The 18,629-nt window shown below is 26.8% G+C and carries 17 protein-coding genes; 10 read left to right on the top strand and 7 right to left on the bottom strand.

Annotated features, from left to right (window positions below; all coding sequences use genetic code 11):
- Positions 1 to 296: 296 nt before the first annotated feature.
- Complete coding sequence (locus AWT72_RS04885; protein ID WP_067141692.1) at positions 297 to 1,340, bottom strand: zinc-dependent alcohol dehydrogenase family protein; 1,044 nt, start codon at positions 1,338 to 1,340, stop codon at positions 297 to 299.
- A 200-nt stretch (positions 1,341 to 1,540) separates the two neighbouring features.
- On the opposite strand from AWT72_RS04885, the gene leuS reads away from it, so the two are divergent.
- The 4 genes from leuS to AWT72_RS04865 all read left to right on the top strand — a co-directional run bounded on the left by leuS (position 1,541) and on the right by AWT72_RS04865 (position 7,609).
- Entirely contained in the window at positions 1,541 to 4,102 is a 2,562-nt protein-coding gene (leuS, locus tag AWT72_RS04880; RefSeq protein WP_067141689.1) for a leucine--tRNA ligase, read from the top strand.
- A gap of 13 nt (positions 4,103 to 4,115) precedes the next feature.
- Positions 4,116 to 4,388, top strand: a complete 273-nt coding sequence (locus AWT72_RS04875; protein WP_067141686.1) for a PTS sugar transporter subunit IIB — start codon at positions 4,116 to 4,118, stop codon at positions 4,386 to 4,388.
- Positions 4,389 to 4,540: 152 nt separating this feature from the next.
- Positions 4,541 to 7,171 (top strand): bifunctional acetaldehyde-CoA/alcohol dehydrogenase, encoded by a 2,631-nt coding sequence (gene adhE / locus AWT72_RS04870; protein WP_067141683.1) that lies wholly within the window; start codon positions 4,541 to 4,543, stop codon positions 7,169 to 7,171.
- A gap of 12 nt (positions 7,172 to 7,183) precedes the next feature.
- The gene (locus AWT72_RS04865; RefSeq protein WP_067141679.1) at positions 7,184 to 7,609 is read left to right on the top strand and encodes a PTS sugar transporter subunit IIA; all 426 of its coding nucleotides are present in this window, start codon (positions 7,184 to 7,186) and stop codon (positions 7,607 to 7,609) included.
- 61 nt (positions 7,610 to 7,670) lie between these two features.
- Here the strand turns inward: AWT72_RS04865 and AWT72_RS04860 are convergent, their stop codons facing one another.
- From AWT72_RS04860 to AWT72_RS04850, 3 genes are read right to left on the bottom strand one after another with little or no spacing between them, the layout of a single operon-like run.
- A complete protein-coding gene (locus AWT72_RS04860) occupies positions 7,671 to 8,516 on the bottom strand; it encodes a phosphatidate cytidylyltransferase (RefSeq protein ID WP_067141676.1) in 846 nt (281 codons plus the stop codon).
- A complete protein-coding gene (gene uppS, locus AWT72_RS04855) occupies positions 8,506 to 9,204 on the bottom strand; it encodes a polyprenyl diphosphate synthase (protein ID WP_067141673.1) in 699 nt (232 codons plus the stop codon). The genes AWT72_RS04860 and uppS overlap by 11 nt, the downstream gene beginning before the upstream one ends.
- Positions 9,204 to 9,554, bottom strand: a complete 351-nt coding sequence (locus AWT72_RS04850) for a hypothetical protein (protein WP_067141669.1) — start codon at positions 9,552 to 9,554, stop codon at positions 9,204 to 9,206. Before AWT72_RS04850 ends, uppS begins: the two co-directional genes overlap by 1 nt.
- Before the next feature lie 226 nt (positions 9,555 to 9,780).
- On the opposite strand from AWT72_RS04850, the gene AWT72_RS04845 reads away from it, so the two are divergent.
- The 5 genes from AWT72_RS04845 (at position 9,781) to AWT72_RS04825 (ending at position 15,852) form a co-directional block, all read left to right on the top strand.
- Positions 9,781 to 10,410: a 50S ribosomal protein L25 gene (locus AWT72_RS04845; RefSeq protein ID WP_067141666.1), complete on the top strand. Its 630-nt coding sequence runs from the start codon at positions 9,781 to 9,783 to the stop codon at positions 10,408 to 10,410.
- A 132-nt stretch (positions 10,411 to 10,542) separates the two neighbouring features.
- The gene (locus AWT72_RS04840) at positions 10,543 to 13,176 is read left to right on the top strand and encodes a valine--tRNA ligase (protein WP_067141663.1); all 2,634 of its coding nucleotides are present in this window, start codon (positions 10,543 to 10,545) and stop codon (positions 13,174 to 13,176) included.
- 12 nt (positions 13,177 to 13,188) lie between these two features.
- The gene (locus AWT72_RS04835; protein ID WP_067141660.1) at positions 13,189 to 13,440 is read left to right on the top strand and encodes an NfeD family protein; all 252 of its coding nucleotides are present in this window, start codon (positions 13,189 to 13,191) and stop codon (positions 13,438 to 13,440) included.
- Entirely contained in the window at positions 13,424 to 14,761 is a 1,338-nt protein-coding gene (locus tag AWT72_RS04830; RefSeq protein ID WP_067141657.1) for a C1 family peptidase, read from the top strand. The genes AWT72_RS04835 and AWT72_RS04830 overlap by 17 nt, the downstream gene beginning before the upstream one ends.
- An 11-nt stretch (positions 14,762 to 14,772) precedes the next feature.
- Positions 14,773 to 15,852 (top strand): MGDG synthase family glycosyltransferase, encoded by a 1,080-nt coding sequence (locus AWT72_RS04825; protein ID WP_067141654.1) that lies wholly within the window; start codon positions 14,773 to 14,775, stop codon positions 15,850 to 15,852.
- A gap of 53 nt (positions 15,853 to 15,905) precedes the next feature.
- On the opposite strand, the gene AWT72_RS04820 is transcribed toward AWT72_RS04825, so the two are convergent.
- The 3 genes from AWT72_RS04820 to AWT72_RS04810 form a co-directional block, all read right to left on the bottom strand.
- Positions 15,906 to 16,490: a hypothetical protein gene (locus AWT72_RS04820; protein WP_067141651.1), complete on the bottom strand. Its 585-nt coding sequence runs from the start codon at positions 16,488 to 16,490 to the stop codon at positions 15,906 to 15,908.
- A gap of 162 nt (positions 16,491 to 16,652) precedes the next feature.
- Positions 16,653 to 17,318: an SDR family NAD(P)-dependent oxidoreductase gene (locus AWT72_RS04815; protein ID WP_067141648.1), complete on the bottom strand. Its 666-nt coding sequence runs from the start codon at positions 17,316 to 17,318 to the stop codon at positions 16,653 to 16,655.
- A 10-nt stretch (positions 17,319 to 17,328) separates the two neighbouring features.
- A complete protein-coding gene (locus AWT72_RS04810; protein ID WP_067141646.1) occupies positions 17,329 to 18,237 on the bottom strand; it encodes a cation diffusion facilitator family transporter in 909 nt (302 codons plus the stop codon).
- A 162-nt stretch (positions 18,238 to 18,399) separates the two neighbouring features.
- Between AWT72_RS04810 and AWT72_RS09240 the strand changes: the two genes are divergently transcribed.
- On the top strand, positions 18,400 to 18,629 hold a 230-nt coding region (locus AWT72_RS09240; protein WP_156413082.1), incomplete at its 3' end, for an ATP-binding cassette domain-containing protein.

Below are 18,629 nucleotides of genomic sequence, written 5' to 3'. Positions count from 1 at the left end.
TGTAATAATTGTGATAGTAGTAAGTTTTCTACCTTCTTCGATTAATTTGATTGCCATTTTTTTAGCAAAATCTTTTTCTTCTTTAGTCATTTTTGACTACCTCCTTAAAAATATATTAAGTATATTTACACTTTGATATATATTAACTTGATAATCAAAAAAATGGCTCAAAATTGGCACTTTATATGATTTTAATTGCTATATTTTATGGCTCATTTTATGTGACGTTTTACAAAAGTTTTTACATTTTTTATAAAAAAAATTAAAACGCTCACAAAAATGAGCGTTTTCTATATTTATTCTACTTCTAATAATACTTTCATTGCATTTGTATTTGCTGCATTTAAGAATGTATCATATGCATTCATCATATCATTAAATTTAAATCTATGTGTTATTAATTTTTCCATTGGGAATCTACCAGATGAAACTGCATTTATTAATAATGGTATAGTATCTGTATTAACTAATCCTGTAGTTACAGTTAAGTTCTTAATCCATAAGCTTTGTAATTCAAAGTCAACTGCTTTTCCATGAACTCCTACTACAGCAATATTTCCACCTGCTTTAACTATTTGTTGACATGTTGCCCATGTTGCAGGCATACCAACTGCTTCTATTGCTACATCTACACCGTCTTCTCCAACTATTGCTTTAATATCTTCTACTAGATTATCTGATGGAACTATTGTATGTGTTGCACCCATTTTTTTAGCTAATTCTAAACGATTCTTATCAAAATCAATTACTATTATTTTTGATGGTGAATAAAATTGAGAAGTTAATAATGTTCCCATTCCTACTGGACCTGCTCCAACTATAGCAACTGTACTTCCTGGTTTAACTCCACCATATTGAACACCAATTTCATGTCCTGTTGGTAAATTATCGCTTATTAAGACTGCTACATCATCACTTATTGAATTTGGATATTTATATAAACTGTTATCTGCAAAAGGAACTCTTACATATTCTGCTTGTGTACCATCTATCATATAACCGAATTTCCATCCACCTTCTTCTTCTCTACAATGAGAATATAATTGTGTTTTACAGTTATCACATTTTCCACAAGGTGTTACGCAACCAATAATTACTTTATCTCCAACCTTTAAGTTTGAAACACTTGAACCTATTTCTTCAACTATCCCAATTCCTTCGTGTCCTAAAATACGACCATCTGCTACTTCGGGATTTTTCCCCTTGTATATTCCTAAATCTGTACCACATATTGTTGTCTTTACTATTTTAACAATAGCATCTGTTGGTTTTTTAATAACTGGTTTTGGTACTTCTTCAAATTTAATATTGTGTTCTCCATGATAAACTAACGCTTTCATAAAATCATCCTCCTAATTATTTCATCTTTAATACAATATCATTTTACTCCATTTAAGGGGGTTTGTCAATTCAAACACGATAATTTTTTTTCTAACTATTTCATAACTATAAGTTTTAATAAATATATTTGTTTTATTTATTTTTCACTAGAAATTCTTGCGAAAATATTATATAATTTACAAATAGTGAGGTGATTTTAATGGAATACAATCCAAATATATTAGAAAAAAAATGGCAAAAAAAATGGAATAATAATAATATTTTCAGAACATATAATAAAGTAGAAAACAAAGAAAACTATTATGTTCTAGAAATGTTTGCATACCCTTCAGGTAATTTACATGTTGGACATTTAAGAAATTATACCATAGGTGATGCCATAGCAAGATACAAAAAGATGAAAGGCTATAATGTATTACACCCTATTGGTTGGGACAGTTTTGGACTGCCTGCAGAAAATGCTGCTATTGCAAACAATACTCACCCTAGTATATGGACGGCAAAAAATATAGATACTATGAGAGAACAATTAAAATTAATGGGTCTATCATACGATTGGGAAAGAGAAATTTGCACATATAAACCTGAATATTATAAATTTAATCAAAAATTCTTTATAGACCTATATAAAAAAGGATTAGTATATAAAAAGAAATCATATGTAAACTGGTGTCCAGATTGTGAAACAGTTTTAGCAAATGAACAAGTAGAGCAAGGTAAATGCTGGAGACACGGAAAAACAGACGTTATACAAAAAGAATTATCACAATGGTACTTAAAAATAACAAAATATGCACAAGAATTACTAGATGGACATAAAGAATTAGAAAAAGGTTGGCCTAGTGAAGTAATAGCTATGCAAAAAAACTGGATAGGTAGATCAGAGGGTGCTGAAATAGATTTTGAAGTTCAAGGTTATGATAAAAAAATATCAGTATTTACTACTAGACCTGACACTTTATATGGTGTAACTTATTTCGTAATTGCTCCTGAACACCCTATGGTAAATGAACTAGTATTAGAAAAACACCCAGAATTAAAACCAGAAATTGATAAAATGATAAACGAAGATAAAATAACTCGTGAAGCAGAGGATAAAGAAAAAGTCGGTATATTTACTGGACTATATAGTACTAACCCTGTAACAAATGAAAAAATAAAAATATTTATAGGTAATTATGTACTTATGAATTATGGTTCTGGTGCAGTAATGGCAGTTCCAGCACATGATAATAGAGATTTCACCTTTGCTAAAAAATATAATTTAGAAATTAAACAAGTTATTGAAGCAAATGAACTTCCTTATACTGAAAAAGGAAAATTAATAAATTCAGATGAATTTAATGGATTAGATAATGAAGTAGCCAAAAAAGAAATAATAAAAAAATTAGAAAAACTAGGAATAGGTAGATTAAAAGTAAATTATAGACTACATGACTGGTTAATTAGTAGACAAAGATATTGGGGAACTCCTATACCAGTTATATATGATGAAGATGGAAATATTTACTTAGAAGAAGAAAAAAACTTACCTGTTACTCAACCAACTGATATAGAATTTACAGGACATGGTAATCCACTAGAAACATCAGAAGAATTTAAAAAAGTAATTTTACCAAACGGTAAAATAGGTAGGCGTGAAACTGATACTATGGACACATTTATGGATTCTTCTTGGTATTATTTAAGATACTTAGACCCTAAAAATACTAATGAAGCATTCGATAAAAAACTAGCAAATGAATGGACACCTGTTAATCAATATATAGGTGGTATAGAACATGCTGTAATGCATTTACTATATTCTAGATTTATACACAAGGCTTTAAGAGATTTAGGTATGCTTGATACTAATGAACCATTTAAGGCTCTACTTACACAAGGTATGGTATTAGATTATTCATATTATTCTAATAATAAGAAAACATACTTATTTAAAAAAGATATTGAAATAAAAGATAAAATTGCTTATGACAAAGAAACTGGGGAAGAATTAATTTCTAAGTTAGAAAAAATGAGTAAATCAAAAAATAATGGGGTTAACCCAATAGAAATAGTAAATGAATATGGAGCAGATGCCGCAAGATTATTTGTACTATTCGCCGCACCACCTGAAAAAGAATTAGAATGGAATACTAATGGAGTTGCAGGGGCATATAGATTTATAAACCGTATGTATCTATTATTTAATGATACCAAAGATTTTGCTACTAAAGGCGAAATAACACTAGACAAAAGAAATGAAAACGATGAAAACTTACAAAGAAAATTACACCAAACTATAAAAAAAGTTGTAGAAAGTATGGAAGATAATTTCCACTTTAATACTGCAATAGCAGCCTTGATGGAATTACTAAATACTATGACTAAATACAAACAAGACATTATAGATACTAATAATTTTTCTACTGAATCTAAAAAAGTTTGGTTTGAAGTACTAAATAAAGTTAGTTTAATGCTATCTCCATTTATACCACATATAGCAGATGAATTACTAGAAATTATAGGTTCTAATGAAATAGCATTTAACTTAAAATTCCCAGAATATATTGAAGAATTAACAAAAGATGATAATGTAAATCTTGTTGTCCAAGTTAATGGTAAATTAAGAGATACAATAAAATTAAAACTAGGATTTAGTGAAGATGAAGCAAAAGAACATGCATTAAATTCAAGTAAAATTATACAGTATACTAAAGATAAAGAAATTGTAAAAATTATATATGTAAAAAATAAGTTAATTAATATAGTAGTGAAATAAAAGGGGGAAAAATATGTTTAAATTAAGCAAAGATTATAAAGAAACTGCAAAAGCCATATATGAAGGTGTAGGTGGTCATAAAAATATAGCATCTATAGATAACTGTTCTACTAGAGTAAGAATAGAAATTAAAGATATAGATAAAGTAAAGATTGAAAAAATAATAAAAGCAGGTGCTAAAGAAGTTCTAATAACTGGTGAAGATTATATTCAAGTTGTTGTAGGACCTAACAAAATCCAAGAAATTACTGATGCTGTAAAATTATTATATTTAGAAAAAAAATAAAAAATTAAATTTAAATATTTAAAAACTAAGATTCTTCTATCTGAATTGTCTTAGTTTTTTTATTTATATATTAATATTTAAAGTTATTGTGAAAAATTTGACAATTGTCAAAAAATATGGTACTCTCTCTATAGTGAAAAAAAGCACAAAAAATGGAGGTAACAATGGTAAATGATGTAAAAAGTTTAAATGAATTAATGGTAAAAGTTAGAAAATCTCAATCAGAATATTCTGAATTTACCCAAGAACAAGTAGATCTAATATTTAGAAAAGTAGCTCAAAGAATAAATGATGAAAGAATTATTCTATCAAAACTTGCAGTTGAAGAAACTGGTATGGGAGTAGTTGAAGATAAAGTAATTAAAAATCATTTTGCTTCTGAGTATATATATAACAAGTATAAAGATGAAAAAACTTGTGGTGTATTAGAAGAAGATAAAGCATATGGTATAAAAAAAATAGCAACGCCTATAGGTGTAGTTGCGGGAGTTATTCCGACAACTAACCCAACTTCAACTGCTGCATTCAAAATATTACTAGCATTAAAAACTAGAAATGCAATAATAATATCACCACACCCAAGAGCAAAAAAATCAACTATCTATACTGCAAAAATTGCATTAGAAGTTGCTAAAAAATATGGTGCTCCTGAAAATATAATAGGATGGGTAGATGAACCTAGTCTTGAAATTTCAAGAGAATTAATGGCTAACTCAGACTTAATTTTAGCAACAGGTGGTCCTGGCATGGTTAAAAGTGCTTATTCATCTGGAACACCAGCAATAGGTGTTGGTTCTGGAAATACTCCTGTTATTATAGATGATAGTGCTGATATAAAAATGACAGTAAACTACATATTACTTTCTAAATCGTTTGATAATGGTGTAATATGTGCATCAGAACAATCTGTAATAATTACAAGAAGAATATATGAAAGAGTAAAAAGAGAATTTGAATTAAGGGGAGCATATATACTTAATGATGAAGAAAAAGACTTATTAAGAAAAGCGCTATTTAAAGACGGTATAACTGGTGCTATAAATCCTGATATAGTTGGGCAAAGTGCTAATAATATTGCAAAAATTGCTGGATTTAAAATCCCACCAATGACTAGAGTATTAATAGCAGAAGTTGAAGATACTAATTATGATGAGCCATTTGCACATGAAAAATTATCTCCAATATTAGCAATGTATAAGTCAAAAGATTTTAATGATTCTATTGAAAAAGCAAAAGCATTAGTTGAATTAGGTGGTTTAGGACATACTTCATCAATGTATGTTGACTTAGCCGAAAAAGAAAAAATTGATTTATTTGGAAAAGTTATGAAAACAGGAAGAACTTTAATAAATATGCCAGCAGCACTAGGAGCTATAGGTGATGTATTTAACTTCAAATTAGAACCATCATTAACATTAGGTTGTGGTTCTTGGGGTGGAAACTCTGTTTCAGAAAATGTTGGTGTTAAACATTTATTAAATGTAAAAACAATAGCAGAAAGAAGGGAAAATATGCTTTGGTTCAAAGTTCCAGAAAAAGTTTATTTCAAATACGGATGTTTACCTGTTGCACTAGAAGAGTTAAAAGGTCATCATAAAAAAGCAATGATAGTTACGGATAAAACTTTATCTGAATTAGGTTACCCTAATCATATAACAAAGGTTTTAGAAAGTATAGGTATAGATTATAGAATATTCTCAGAAGTAGGAATAGACCCCACATTAAGTTGTGCTGAAGCAGGAGCAAAAGCAATGGTTGAATATCAACCTGATTTAATAATAGCCTTAGGTGGTGGTTCTGCAATGGACGCTGCTAAAATTATGTGGGTTCTATATGAATACCCTAATATTAAATTCTCTGATTTAGCAATGAGATTTATGGACATTAGAAAAAGAATATTTTCATTCCCTAAAATGGGTATAAAGGCAAAATTTGTTGCAGTTGCAACTTCTGCAGGAACTGGTTCAGAAGTAACTCCATTTTCTGTAATAACTGATGATGAAACTGGAATTAAATACCCATTAGCAGATTATGAATTAACTCCTAATGTTGCAATAAATGATCCAGAATTAATGTTAACTATGCCTAAAAGTTTAACTGTTGCTTCAGGTATAGATGCACTAACACATGCCATTGAATCATATGTTTCAATTATGGCAACTGAATATACTAAACCATATTCATTAGAAGCAATAAAAATAATATTACAATACTTACCAGAATCTGTAAATTTAGGAGCAACTGCAATAAAAGCAAAAGAAAAAATGTCTAATGCTTCTTGTGTTGCAGGTATGGCATTTGCAAATGCTTTCTTAGGTATTGTACACTCATTATCACATAAATTAGGAGCACAATTTCATTTAGCACACGGTATGTGTAATGGTATGTTATTAACAGAAGTTATAAAATATAATGCAGAAGATGCACCATTTAAAATGGGGATTTTCCCACAATATAAATACCCTGATGCTAAAAATAGATATGCTAAAATCGCAGATTTCTTAGGTCTTGGTGGAGAAACAAAAGATGAAAAAATAGAAAAATTAATAGAAGCCATTGAAGAACTAAAAGAAAGAGTTGGAGTTCCTAAAACAATTAAAGAAGCTGGAGTTCCAGAAGATGAATTCTTAAAACATGTTGACCAAATGGCATTAGAAGCATTTGATGACCAATGTACACCTGCTAACCCAAGATATCCTTTAATTCCTGAATTAAAAGAGTTATATTTAAAAGCATACTATGGTGAAAAAGAATATGAAAAAAAATTTAAAAATAAAAAATAAAGGAGAAAAATAATGACTAAAAAAGAAATAGTTTTATTAGATTTAAATGCAAAAGATAAACTTCATTTATTTGAACAAATTTCAAAAAAAGCGAAAGAATTAGGTATAGCAAATGATGCACAAGGATTAATTTTAGATTTCTATGAAAAAGAAAGAAATGCTGAAACATATCTTGGAACTGATTGTGCAATACCACATGTTAGAAGTTCAAGAGTAAATGAAAGTTGTATTTTCTTTGTAAGACTTGCTAAACCAATTAAATGGTCTGATGAAGATACTGCTCAAATTATTTTCCCTATATTTGCAAAAGAAGAGGATTATGATTTACATATAGATATGTTATTAAATATTTCTAAAAAAGTTATGAATAAAGATAATTTAAAAATATTTAGAACTACTAAAAAAGTTGATGATATTGTAACATTAATTAACAAATAAAATAAAACGAACTATCTCTAAATAAAACTAAGAATAGTTCGTTTTTTATTAATATTTTTTTCTATTTCAATAAATATGTAAATATCATATACATTAAAGGTATTACAAATAGTGAACTGTCAAATCTATCTAATACACCACCATGTTCTAATAATAATCTACTAGAATCTTTTACATTAAATTCTCTTTTAATTTTTGACTCAAATAAATCTCCTAAAACAGCAAATGCTGTTATAACTATACTAAATAATATTAATTTTATATTAAATCCATTAAAAAATTCTACATATTTTGGATAAACATTAAATAGACCTGTGTATGAAAATAATAAAGTTATTATATAATACACATACCCAAAGAATCTACTTATAAATAACACACCAACAAAACCTCCAATTAATCCTTCAATAGATTTTTTAGGTGATATTGGAGTAAATTTATGTTTTCCAAATTTCATACCCACCATATATGCAAAACTATCACAAAACCATACTAATAAGAATGAAAATACTATTAATGCTGTTCCTTCTTCAAGTCTTTCTAACTTTAATATGTAAGAAAATAAAACTGACACATAAACTGATATAAATAATTTACTTGATAATTTAGAACTTGCATCTTTTAAATTTACTTTTACTATTTGGAATAGTCCTATCATTATAATTAATAAAAATAATGCAAAATTAGAATCTATATCAAAATAAGTTAATACTGGAATTAATGCACTAATAAATAAACATGTTAATACATTAAAAGTATTTCTATTATTTCTTGACATCATTATTAACTCTAAACAAGATGCGATAACAATAATTTCAGTAAATAATAAAAGTAATACATTACCCCCTAAAAATATCCCCAATAATGCTATTATTCCAAAAATTGCTACAAACAATCTACTTAACATTTGTACCTCCAAATCTTCTATTTCTCTTTTCATAATCTAATATTGCATTTTTTAACTCTTCTTTATCAAAGTCAGGCCAAAGTTTATTACTAAAATATAACTCCGAATATGAACTTTGCCAAATTAAAAAATTACTTAGTCGTATATCTCCACCTGTCCTAATTATTAAATCAGGTTCTTCTAAAAATGGAGAATATAAATGTTTTGATATGTCTAATTCTGTTATATTTTCAACTCCTTTTGATATTAAAGTATTTACTGCATCAACTATTTCTTTTCTCCCACCATAATTAAAGCAAATATTTAATATAAATTTTTTATTTTCTTTTAAATAATTTACAGTTTCATCAATGGTTTTAATTAAATTATTTGACAACTTTTCTCTTGAACCAGATATTACTAATCTTATACCTTGTTCATTTAATTCTTCTTTTTTACTTTTTAAATATGCATCAAATAATTTAAGTAAACTCTGGACTTCTAAACTACTTCTTTTCCAATTTTCTGTTGAAAACGCATATACACTAAGAGCTTTTAAATTAAATTCAATACAATTTTTAATACAATTTTCTAAACTTATAACACCTTGTTTATGCCCTTTTATTCTACTGTTATAATGTTTTATTCCCCATCTGCCATTTCCATCCATTATTATACCTATATGTTTAGGTATTTTTATATTATTCATTATATTTCTAATCTCCAATCAGGTATGTTAGCATCTTCTCCCCAATATTCATCAATAGATATGATTTTACTATTTTCTACTTTTATAAATGAAACAGCATGAAAAGATGATTTTTTATTAATTTCATAAACATTCACTACAGTTATAATTAAATCATTAATTCTTTCTAATTTTTCTATATTCCCTGCCCATTTTCCTGGGTATTTACAATTAATACTTATAAATTTTTTTACATTAAAAACTTCTTTTGTATTATGCCATTTAATAATGGCGTCTTTATGAAAAAATTCTCTTATTTTTTTAGGGTTTTGTTCTAAAATATATTTCCAATAATCTTTGATATTTAACATATTACCCCCTTATTTAATATATAACTTCTATTTTATTATACCACATTTTAAAATTTTGTTATATATACATAGACAATAATTTTTATAATACTTCTAGTTATTTGATTATTAGTACTCAAAATGCGTTTTCTTGACAATATAAGTTAAATATAGTAGACTTAAATGGTATCATAGTTTAAAAGTATAAAAATACTTTAACTAAAAGATACTAAGGAGGAAGATTACTATGGTAAAAGAAAAAGTATTAAAGGCTCAAAAGCGTGCAGAATTTGGTTCAAAAGCAACTAAGAGAGCGAGAAAAGATGGTTTCACACCAGTTGTATTATATGGTAAAGATTTTGAAAGTACAGGTTTATTAATTAAAACAGATGAACTTAAACACTATATTAACAATTCAGAACTAGGTGCAATGATTTCTATTGATATAGAAGGAAAAAAAGAAACAGTTTTAGTTAAAGATGTTCAAAGACAAACACTTACTGGGAAAATATTACATGTTGATTTCCAACATGTTAAATTTGGTGAAAAGATAAAAGTTACTTTACCTATTCACTTTATTAACGAAGATAAAATTAAAAGTGATTTTATAGTTCAAAAAGTTCTAGACTATTTAGATGTTGAAGCTTTCCCGAAAAATTTAGTTGACTTTATAGAAATTGATATTCAAGATTTAAAAATGGGTGAACCAATTACAGTAAATGATATTGATACTAAAAAATATAAAGGAATTGAATTTCTTTCAGAAAAAGACACAACTATTGTTCTATTAATTGAACCTTCTAAACATGAAGAAGTTGAAGTTGTAGCTGATGAAAATGAAGAAACTGAAAATTCTGAAACAGAAGAAGCAGAATAATATTTTAAAAAATTAAGAAAGAAAAGATACTTTATAAGTGTCTTTTTTTCTATATTATAAATTTATGTATAAAATATTTGATTATTGCTCATATAATTGATATAATTTATGTAAAAAGTGAAAGGAATATATATGAAAAAATTAAACACTACTTATAAACCCACTGATATAGAAAAAGATTTATATAAAGTTTGGGAAGATAATGGCTATTTTAAAGCAGATAATAAAGATACAAGACCATACTATTCTATTGTATTACCACCACCTAATGTTACAGGTATTCTACATATAGGGCATGTACTAAATATTAGCATACAAGATTCTATAATAAGACATAGAAGAATGAGTGGTTTTAACACATTATGGTTACCAGGTACTGACCATGCAGGTATTGCAACTCAAAATAAAGTTGAAAGAATGCTTTTAGATAATAATACTACAAAGGAAGAAATTGGTAGAGAGGAATTTATCAAAAGAACCTGGGATTGGAAAAATAAATATGGTAATATAATTACTTCACAACTAAGAAAAATAGGTGCTTCACTAGATTGGTCTCGTGAAAGATTTACTATGGATGAAAAATTATCAAAAGCAGTTAATGAAGTATTTGTTAAATTATATGAAGATAATCTAATTTACAGGGGAGAATATATAGTAAACTGGTGTCCAAAAGATAAAACAGCACTAGCAGATGATGAAATAGAACATGAAGAAAAAGATAGTTATATTTGGCATATAAATTACCCTATAAAAGATAGTAATAAAATGTTAACTATTGCAACTACTAGACCTGAAACTATGTTAGGAGATAGTGGAGTTGCAGTTAATCCAAATGATGATAGATATAAAGATTTAATAGGTAAAACAGTTGTTTTACCACTTATGAATAGAGAAATACCAATAATTGCTGATGAATATGTTGACTTAGAATTTGGTACAGGTGTAGTTAAGATGACTCCATCACATGACCCTAATGATTTTGAAGTAGGTAAAAGACATAATTTAGAGTTTATAAATGTAATGACAGAAGATGCTAAGATAAATTCTAATGGCGGTAAATACGAAGGTCTTGATAGATTTGAAGCAAGAAAACAAGTATTAAAAGATTTAGATGAACTAGGTTTATTAGTTAAGACTGAAAATCATAAAAATTCAATAGGACACTGTTATAGATGTAATACAATTATAGAACCTAGAGTTTCTAATCAATGGTTTGTTAAAATGAAACCATTAGCAAAGAAAGCCTTAGAGGTTGTAAGAAATGGTGAGATTACATTAAGTCCAAAAAGAACAGAAAAAATATACTATAACTGGTTAGAAAATATTAGAGATTGGTGCATTTCAAGACAAATATGGTGGGGTCATCAAATACCAGCATATTATGATGAAAATGGAAATGTTTATGTTGCTAAAAGTTTAGATGAAGCAATTAAAAAAGCCCCAAATGGTGCTAAATTAACTAGAGAAACTGATGTATTAGACACTTGGTTCTCATCTGCATTATGGCCATTTTCAACACTAGGTTGGCCAGATGATACACTTGATTTAAAAACATTCTTCCCTGCTACAGCAGTAGTTACAGGTGCTGATATAATATTTTTCTGGGTTGCTCGTATGATAATGATGAGTTTATATTTCAAAAAAGAAATACCTTTTGATAAAGTTTATTTTACAGGTATAGTAAGAGATGATTTAGGTAGAAAAATGAGTAAATCATTAGGAAATTCGCCAGATCCATTAGATATTATTGAAAATAAGGGAGCAGATGCACTAAGATTTAGTCTATTATTTAATACTAGCCCAGGGCTTGATATTAAGTTTAGCGAAAGTCTAATAGATATGGGTTCTAACTTTATGAACAAAGTATGGAATGCTTCTAAATTTGTATTATCTAACTTAGAAGATTTTGACTATACTACAACTATAAATGAAAACAAATATAAATTGGAAGATAAATGGATTTTATCAAGATTAAATAGTGTCTCAAAAGAAATACATAATTCTATGTTAAACTATAATATTGACAAATCTATAAAACTTGCATTTGAATTCTTTAAAGGAGATTTTTGTGATTGGTATGTTGAAATTGCAAAAACTAGAATATATGGTGCTACTGATTTAGAAGATAAAAAAATAGCACAATATGTGTTAAGACATGTACTAGATAACTCATTAAGATTATTGCATCCATTTATACCTTATATCACTGAACATATATGGCAATTAGTTAAAATAGATGGAGATACTATAATGCTTAGTGAATTTCCAAATGGAAATGAAAAATATATAAATGAAAATATAGAAAAAGAATTTTCTTTCTTACAAAATGTAATAACAAATATTAGAAATATTAGAGCAGAAACTAATGTTAGTCCTTCTAAAAAAATAGAATTAATATTTAAAACAAAAAATTCTATGGAAAGTGAAATATTAATAAATAATCCTAAAATATTAGATAAATTATCTAATGTTGAAAAAATAACTACTAATATAGAAATACCTGAATTAGTTGGTTTTAGGGTAGTTAATAATACAGAAATATATGTTCCATTAGCAGATTTAATAGACAAAGATGCTGAAATTTCTAAAATAAATAAGGAAATTGAAAAAGTTGAAAAAGAATTAGAAAGAGTTATAGGTAAATTAAATAATCCTAAGTTTATGGAAAAAGCACCTGAAAATATTGTTGCCAAAGAGCGTGGTATAGAATTAGAACTAAAAACAAAATTAGATAAATTAAAAGATAACTTAAATAAATTTAAATAGTTAGGAGTATATATGATTACAATTTTTTGGGCTGTAATAGCTGTAATATTTTTAATAATAGAACTTATTAAATCTGTGTTTATTGGATTATCAATATCTATTTCAGCATTTATAGTTATGGTTGTTTCTGTAATAACGCCTAATAAATTTATACAAATTGCAATTTTTATATTATTAACATTAATAATTAATATTATAATTAAAAAATATGTAAATAAAAAATTTAAAAATAAAAAAGGAGATGAAAATGAAAAATTCAATTAGTTTAGACAGAATACAAAATTATAGTAAATTACATTCTGAAAAAAATTTAAAATTCCTGCAAAATGCAGTACAAAAAAATGGAATAAATGGAGCAACTTTTAATACTACTGCTTCTACACTAGATCAACATGTGTATTCAGAAGATATTAGAACAGGTAAGGTTACAAATCAAGAAGCATCTGGTAGATGCTGGATGTTCGCTGCTCTTAATACATTTAGACATAAATTAAATAAAGATTTTAATATGGAAAATTTTGAATTATCACAAACATATACTTTCTTTTGGGATAAATTAGAAAAATCTAATTATTTCTTAGAAAATATAATAAAAACAATAGATGATGATAGAGATTCTAGAATTGTTCATTTTCTATTAGCGACACCACAACAAGATGGTGGTCAATGGGATATGTTAGTTTCTATAATTGAAAAATATGGTGTAGTTCCTAAATCAGTAATGCCTGACGTATTTCATAGTACAAATTCTGCTAGATTAAATAATTTATTAAATAAAAAATTAAGACAAACAGCTCATATTCTAAGAGACAAAAGAGAAAATGGTGCTAGTATAGAAGATTTAGAAATAATTAAAGAAAAAGTGTTAGAAGAAATTTATAGTTATCTTTGTGTTACATTAGGTGAACCACCTAAAACATTTGACTTTGAGTACTATGATAAAGATAAAAAATTCCATAGAGATGCTAATCTTACACCAAAGAAATACTACGAAAAATATGTTGGTATAGATTTAAATGAATATATTAGTTTAATAAATGCACCTACTAAAGATAAACCTTTCCATAAAACTTTTACAGTTGATTTTTTAGGAAATGTTATAGGTGGTAAAGAAGTAAAATACCTAAATGTTACTATGGAAGAGTTAAAAACTGCAGCAATTAAACAAATCCAAGATGGAGTATCTGTTTGGTTTGGTTGCGATGTTGGACAAAGTTTAGAAGGAAAATTAGGTCTTATGGACTTAAATATATTTGAAATTGATAAAGCATTTGGTATAGACTTTAATTTAACTAAAGAAGTTGCTCTTGATTATTGCGAAAGTTTAATGACACATGCAATGGTATTATCAGGTGTAAATATTGTTGATGGAAAATCTAACCGTTGGAAAGTAGAAAACAGTTGGGGCGAAAAAAATGGAAGTAAAGGTTACTACTTAATGACTGATGAATGGATGGACAAATATACTTATCAAGTAGTTATAAATAAAAAATATTTACCAAAAGAATTAGTTGATAAATTTAATCAAGATCCTATAATATTAAAAGCATGGGATCCTATGGGTTCTCTTGCTAAAATGAAATAAGGAGACCAACTATGAAATATTTGATATTAACTGCATCAACAGGTGAAGGTCATAATCAAGCAGCAAAAAATCTTAAAAATGAATTTGATAAAAATACAGATGATATTGCTATTATTCATGATATTTTTAATAATAGTAAATTACCCTTTGTTGAAAAAGGTTACGATTTTTTAATCGCTAACATGCCAAATACTTATGGAGTAATGTATAAATTATCAAATAATAAATTTTTAAATAATGTCTTACTAAAAAATATATTTTTAGCCATAGAACTTAATTTAAAAAAAATTATAAAAAGAGAAAAACCTGATATCATTATTTCAACACACCCATTTGCTGTACCAATAGTTACAAGATATAAAAAAATGTTTAATTCAGATATACCATTTATTCAAATTGTTACTGATTTTAAAGCACATTACACTTATGTTGATAAAAGAGTTAATGCTTATATTACAGCAAGTGAATTTACAAAAGAAAGTTTAATAAAAAAGGGAGTTAGTGAAGATAAGATATTCCCATTTGGTATACCTGTAAAAGACGAATTTAAAACCATAAACCATAGCATTGATAGAAAAAATAATATTTTAATCATGGGTGGTTCTATGGGATTTAAAAATATGGAAAAATCTATTTTAGAATTAACAAAATCTGATTTAGATATTCATATAACTATAGTTTGTGGAAAAAATATAAATTTAAGAAAAAAATTAACGCAAATTTTAAGAGATGAAATTATAAAAGGTAAAATAAAAATCTTAGGTTTTGTAAATAACATTAGTGAGATTATGGACAACTCTAAAATTATTATAACTAAACCTGGTGGACTAACTTCATCTGAGGCAATTAACAAAAATTTACCTATGATAATTCCATTTTCTATACCTGGTCAAGAACAGGAAAACACAGCATTTTTAGTAGAATCTAATGTTGCACTAGAAATTAAAGATATATCTGATTTACCTAATCATTTAAAATTTTTACTAACAAATGATGAGCATTATAATATGATGGTAGAAAATATGAGAAAGATTTCTAGTCTTCATTCAATAAAAGCAATTATAGAAGTTTCAAAAAATTATATAAAATAATATAAGGGAACTATTTCTGATTTTATCAGTTATAATTCCCCTTTTTTTGTTATTTAAAAATCCAATTTCTTTCCTAATTGAATTGAAATTCTAGAATTCGGTAAACTAAACGCAAAGTTATCGCCATCTTTAACAAAAACTGCTGTTACCCCAAATTCTCCTGTAACACCTGATGTCTTATTAGTTCCGCCAAAAGTAAGTCTTGTGCTCAAACCTGGAAAATCAAATTCTCCATATCTACCATTATTTAATTTACTTTTATCATTTCCAAAGGTATGTATATACCCTACAGAAACTCCACTATGTAAAATAGTTTGATTTGATACACTTCCACCTGCTTCAAGTTTTAAATATGGATTAACAAACCCATACGGTATTACTCTGGCTGATAATTTTATCTTAGGTACTACATTTAGATCGGGAGTTACATATACTCCGCCACCTGCCTCAATTCCTCCACCAACAGTTATATATGAATCTTGACTAGGGTTAAATTTTTTTGCCCACGATAAATTTACTGCTCCATGTGCTGAAGGTATACCAGCAGCTATTCCTACTAAAATTTCAGATTCTCCTCCTTTAGAAAAAGACAATGATGTTAAAACTAAAGTGATAATTAAAAATAATTTTTTCTTCATTATTCCTCCTTACATTCTTATCATCTTATTCAAATTTCTTATGAAATTGCACATATATTATATATTAAAATTTATTGTATGTCTATAAAAATATTTTACCCTATTTATGCTATTTACTTTCTATTTTCCAATCCTAATATCATGCAACCATATCTTATCTGGTTATAAAAGCATATATGCAATTACATCTGCTAAATCCTCAGGTCTTGTAAAGTTTTGTGTTTCAAAATCATCTCCACTTTTGGCAAACATTTTAGTATTTGTACCACCTTGATATACTCCTGCAATTTTAATATTAGTATCTTTCAAATCTTCTTTTAACACTTCTGTGAAACCACGAACCCCATATTTACTTGCAGTATAAACAGATTGATTTTTTTGTGCTATAACACCTGATTTTGAAACTATATTAATAATTCGTGCTTCCTTACTTCTTTTTAAAATCGGTATTAAAAGACGAGTTGTATGAATTACTGCTAATAAATTAGTTTGAATAATATCATCTATCATTTTAGCATCCATTTCATCAACAGGCATTAATTTTTGCCAAATACCTGCATTATTTATAAGAATATCAATATTTTTAAAATCAGAAATAATTAAGTTTATTGTTTGCTCTAATTTTTCAGTATAACGAATATCACATATATAGTATTTAGCATTAATTGCACCTAATTCTTTTGCACACTTAACAACTTCAATTAATTTTTTTTCATTTCTTGCAATAAGTACTAGTTGACATTTTTCTTTTGCTAATCTTAGTGCTATTTGCTTACCAATACCATCACTTGCACCTGTTATAACAACAATTTTATTATATAATTCCATATATTTTCTCCTATTTCATATCATTTTGACAGTAGTAATCCCACGTGTCTATTTCAAAAGTTGCATGTTGTATATTTTTCCCCTCTAATTCTTTTTTTAATTCATTTTTTACTTCTATAAAAGTTTTAATATCTATATCTTTTTTTAATCTTATGTGTACTGTCAATGCATTTTGTGAACTACTAATTGCCCAAACATGTAAATGATGAATTTCTTCTATCATTTCATTTTTTAAAAAGGTTTTTTCTATATCTTTTATACTAATATTCTTAGGTACTCCATCTAAAGTTAATTTTATACTTTCTTTTAATAAATTCCATGTTGAAAATAGTATAACTATTGCAATAACAATACTTATTATTGGGTCAACTATATTTAAATTAGTATAATAAATTATTATACCTGAAATTACAACTCCAACTGAAACGACTGCATCTAACATTAAATGTAAAAATGCCCCTTTTATATTGATATCATTCTTCTGTCCTTTGAAAAATAAGAAGGCTGAAAATGAATTAATAATAACTCCTATAATAGCAGTTATAATAATAGTTGAACCTGTAATTTGCGGTACAGAACTAAATCTTTTAATTGCTTCCATACCAATATTAAATACTATATAAATTAATAATATAGCATTCACAAGTGATGCTAAAATCGATGCTTTTCTGTACCCATAAGTATAAACTTTTGTAGCAATTTTCCTTGATAATTTAAGACCAATTAGTGAAATAATAAGGCTTGCTACATCACTTAAATTATGACTGGCATCTGAAATTAATGCCAATGAATTTGTTGAATAACCTATAATAAATTCTATAAGCGTAAAAATTATATTTAGTCCTATTCCTATATAAAAAGCCTTATTTATTGTATTAAAATCTACTGAATGGTTATGTCCTTCGTGTTTATTACTCATTATTTAACCTTTCTTTATATATTATTATCATTAAAAATTCCTAATAAATTCTCTGCCATAAGTTTATTTTTTTCATCATTTCTTACATCATATACTATCTTACCTTTATGTAACATTATTAGTCTATTCCCATATTTTATTGCATCTTCCATATTATGAGTTATCATAAAAGTTATAGTATTTTTATTTTGTTCTACTATTTCTTTTGTTTTTTCTAATATTATATTAGAAGTTTTAGGATCTAATGCAGCAGGTAAGTCAACTTTTTTAAATTTATTAAGTGGAGAAATAATAGCAGATAGCGGTAAGATAGAGTTAGAAGATGCCGATATAAGCAATATAAAGGCTCATAAGAGAGCAAAATTCATATCTAAGGTACATCAAGACCCTTC

The sequence above is a fragment of the Oceanivirga salmonicida genome (assembly GCF_001517915.1).
In the GTDB taxonomy this organism is placed as follows: domain Bacteria; phylum Fusobacteriota; class Fusobacteriia; order Fusobacteriales; family Leptotrichiaceae; genus Oceanivirga; species Oceanivirga salmonicida.
Note: the sequence above shows the minus strand (reverse complement) of the source record. Positions and strands in the feature narration are given on the sequence as shown.

What these genes read in the sequence shown, in the direction of transcription:
- AWT72_RS04885 (WP_067141692.1), bottom strand. Translation starts at nt 1,340, where the DNA reads ATGAAAGCGTTAGTTTATCATGGAGAACACAATATTAAATTTGAAGAA.
- leuS (WP_067141689.1), top strand. Translation starts at nt 1,541, where the DNA reads ATGGAATACAATCCAAATATATTAGAAAAAAAATGGCAAAAAAAATGG.
- AWT72_RS04875 (WP_067141686.1), top strand. Translation starts at nt 4,116, where the DNA reads ATGTTTAAATTAAGCAAAGATTATAAAGAAACTGCAAAAGCCATATAT.
- adhE (WP_067141683.1), top strand. Translation starts at nt 4,541, where the DNA reads ATGGAGGTAACAATGGTAAATGATGTAAAAAGTTTAAATGAATTAATG.
- AWT72_RS04865 (WP_067141679.1), top strand. Translation starts at nt 7,184, where the DNA reads ATGACTAAAAAAGAAATAGTTTTATTAGATTTAAATGCAAAAGATAAA.
- AWT72_RS04860 (WP_067141676.1), bottom strand. Translation starts at nt 8,516, where the DNA reads ATGTTAAGTAGATTGTTTGTAGCAATTTTTGGAATAATAGCATTATTG.
- uppS (WP_067141673.1), bottom strand. Translation starts at nt 9,204, where the DNA reads ATGAATAATATAAAAATACCTAAACATATAGGTATAATAATGGATGGA.
- AWT72_RS04850 (WP_067141669.1), bottom strand. Translation starts at nt 9,554, where the DNA reads ATGTTAAATATCAAAGATTATTGGAAATATATTTTAGAACAAAACCCT.
- AWT72_RS04845 (WP_067141666.1), top strand. Translation starts at nt 9,781, where the DNA reads ATGGTAAAAGAAAAAGTATTAAAGGCTCAAAAGCGTGCAGAATTTGGT.
- AWT72_RS04840 (WP_067141663.1), top strand. Translation starts at nt 10,543, where the DNA reads ATGAAAAAATTAAACACTACTTATAAACCCACTGATATAGAAAAAGAT.
- AWT72_RS04835 (WP_067141660.1), top strand. Translation starts at nt 13,189, where the DNA reads ATGATTACAATTTTTTGGGCTGTAATAGCTGTAATATTTTTAATAATA.
- AWT72_RS04830 (WP_067141657.1), top strand. Translation starts at nt 13,424, where the DNA reads ATGAAAAATTCAATTAGTTTAGACAGAATACAAAATTATAGTAAATTA.
- AWT72_RS04825 (WP_067141654.1), top strand. Translation starts at nt 14,773, where the DNA reads ATGAAATATTTGATATTAACTGCATCAACAGGTGAAGGTCATAATCAA.
- AWT72_RS04820 (WP_067141651.1), bottom strand. Translation starts at nt 16,490, where the DNA reads ATGAAGAAAAAATTATTTTTAATTATCACTTTAGTTTTAACATCATTG.
- AWT72_RS04815 (WP_067141648.1), bottom strand. Translation starts at nt 17,318, where the DNA reads ATGGAATTATATAATAAAATTGTTGTTATAACAGGTGCAAGTGATGGT.
- AWT72_RS04810 (WP_067141646.1), bottom strand. Translation starts at nt 18,237, where the DNA reads ATGAGTAATAAACACGAAGGACATAACCATTCAGTAGATTTTAATACA.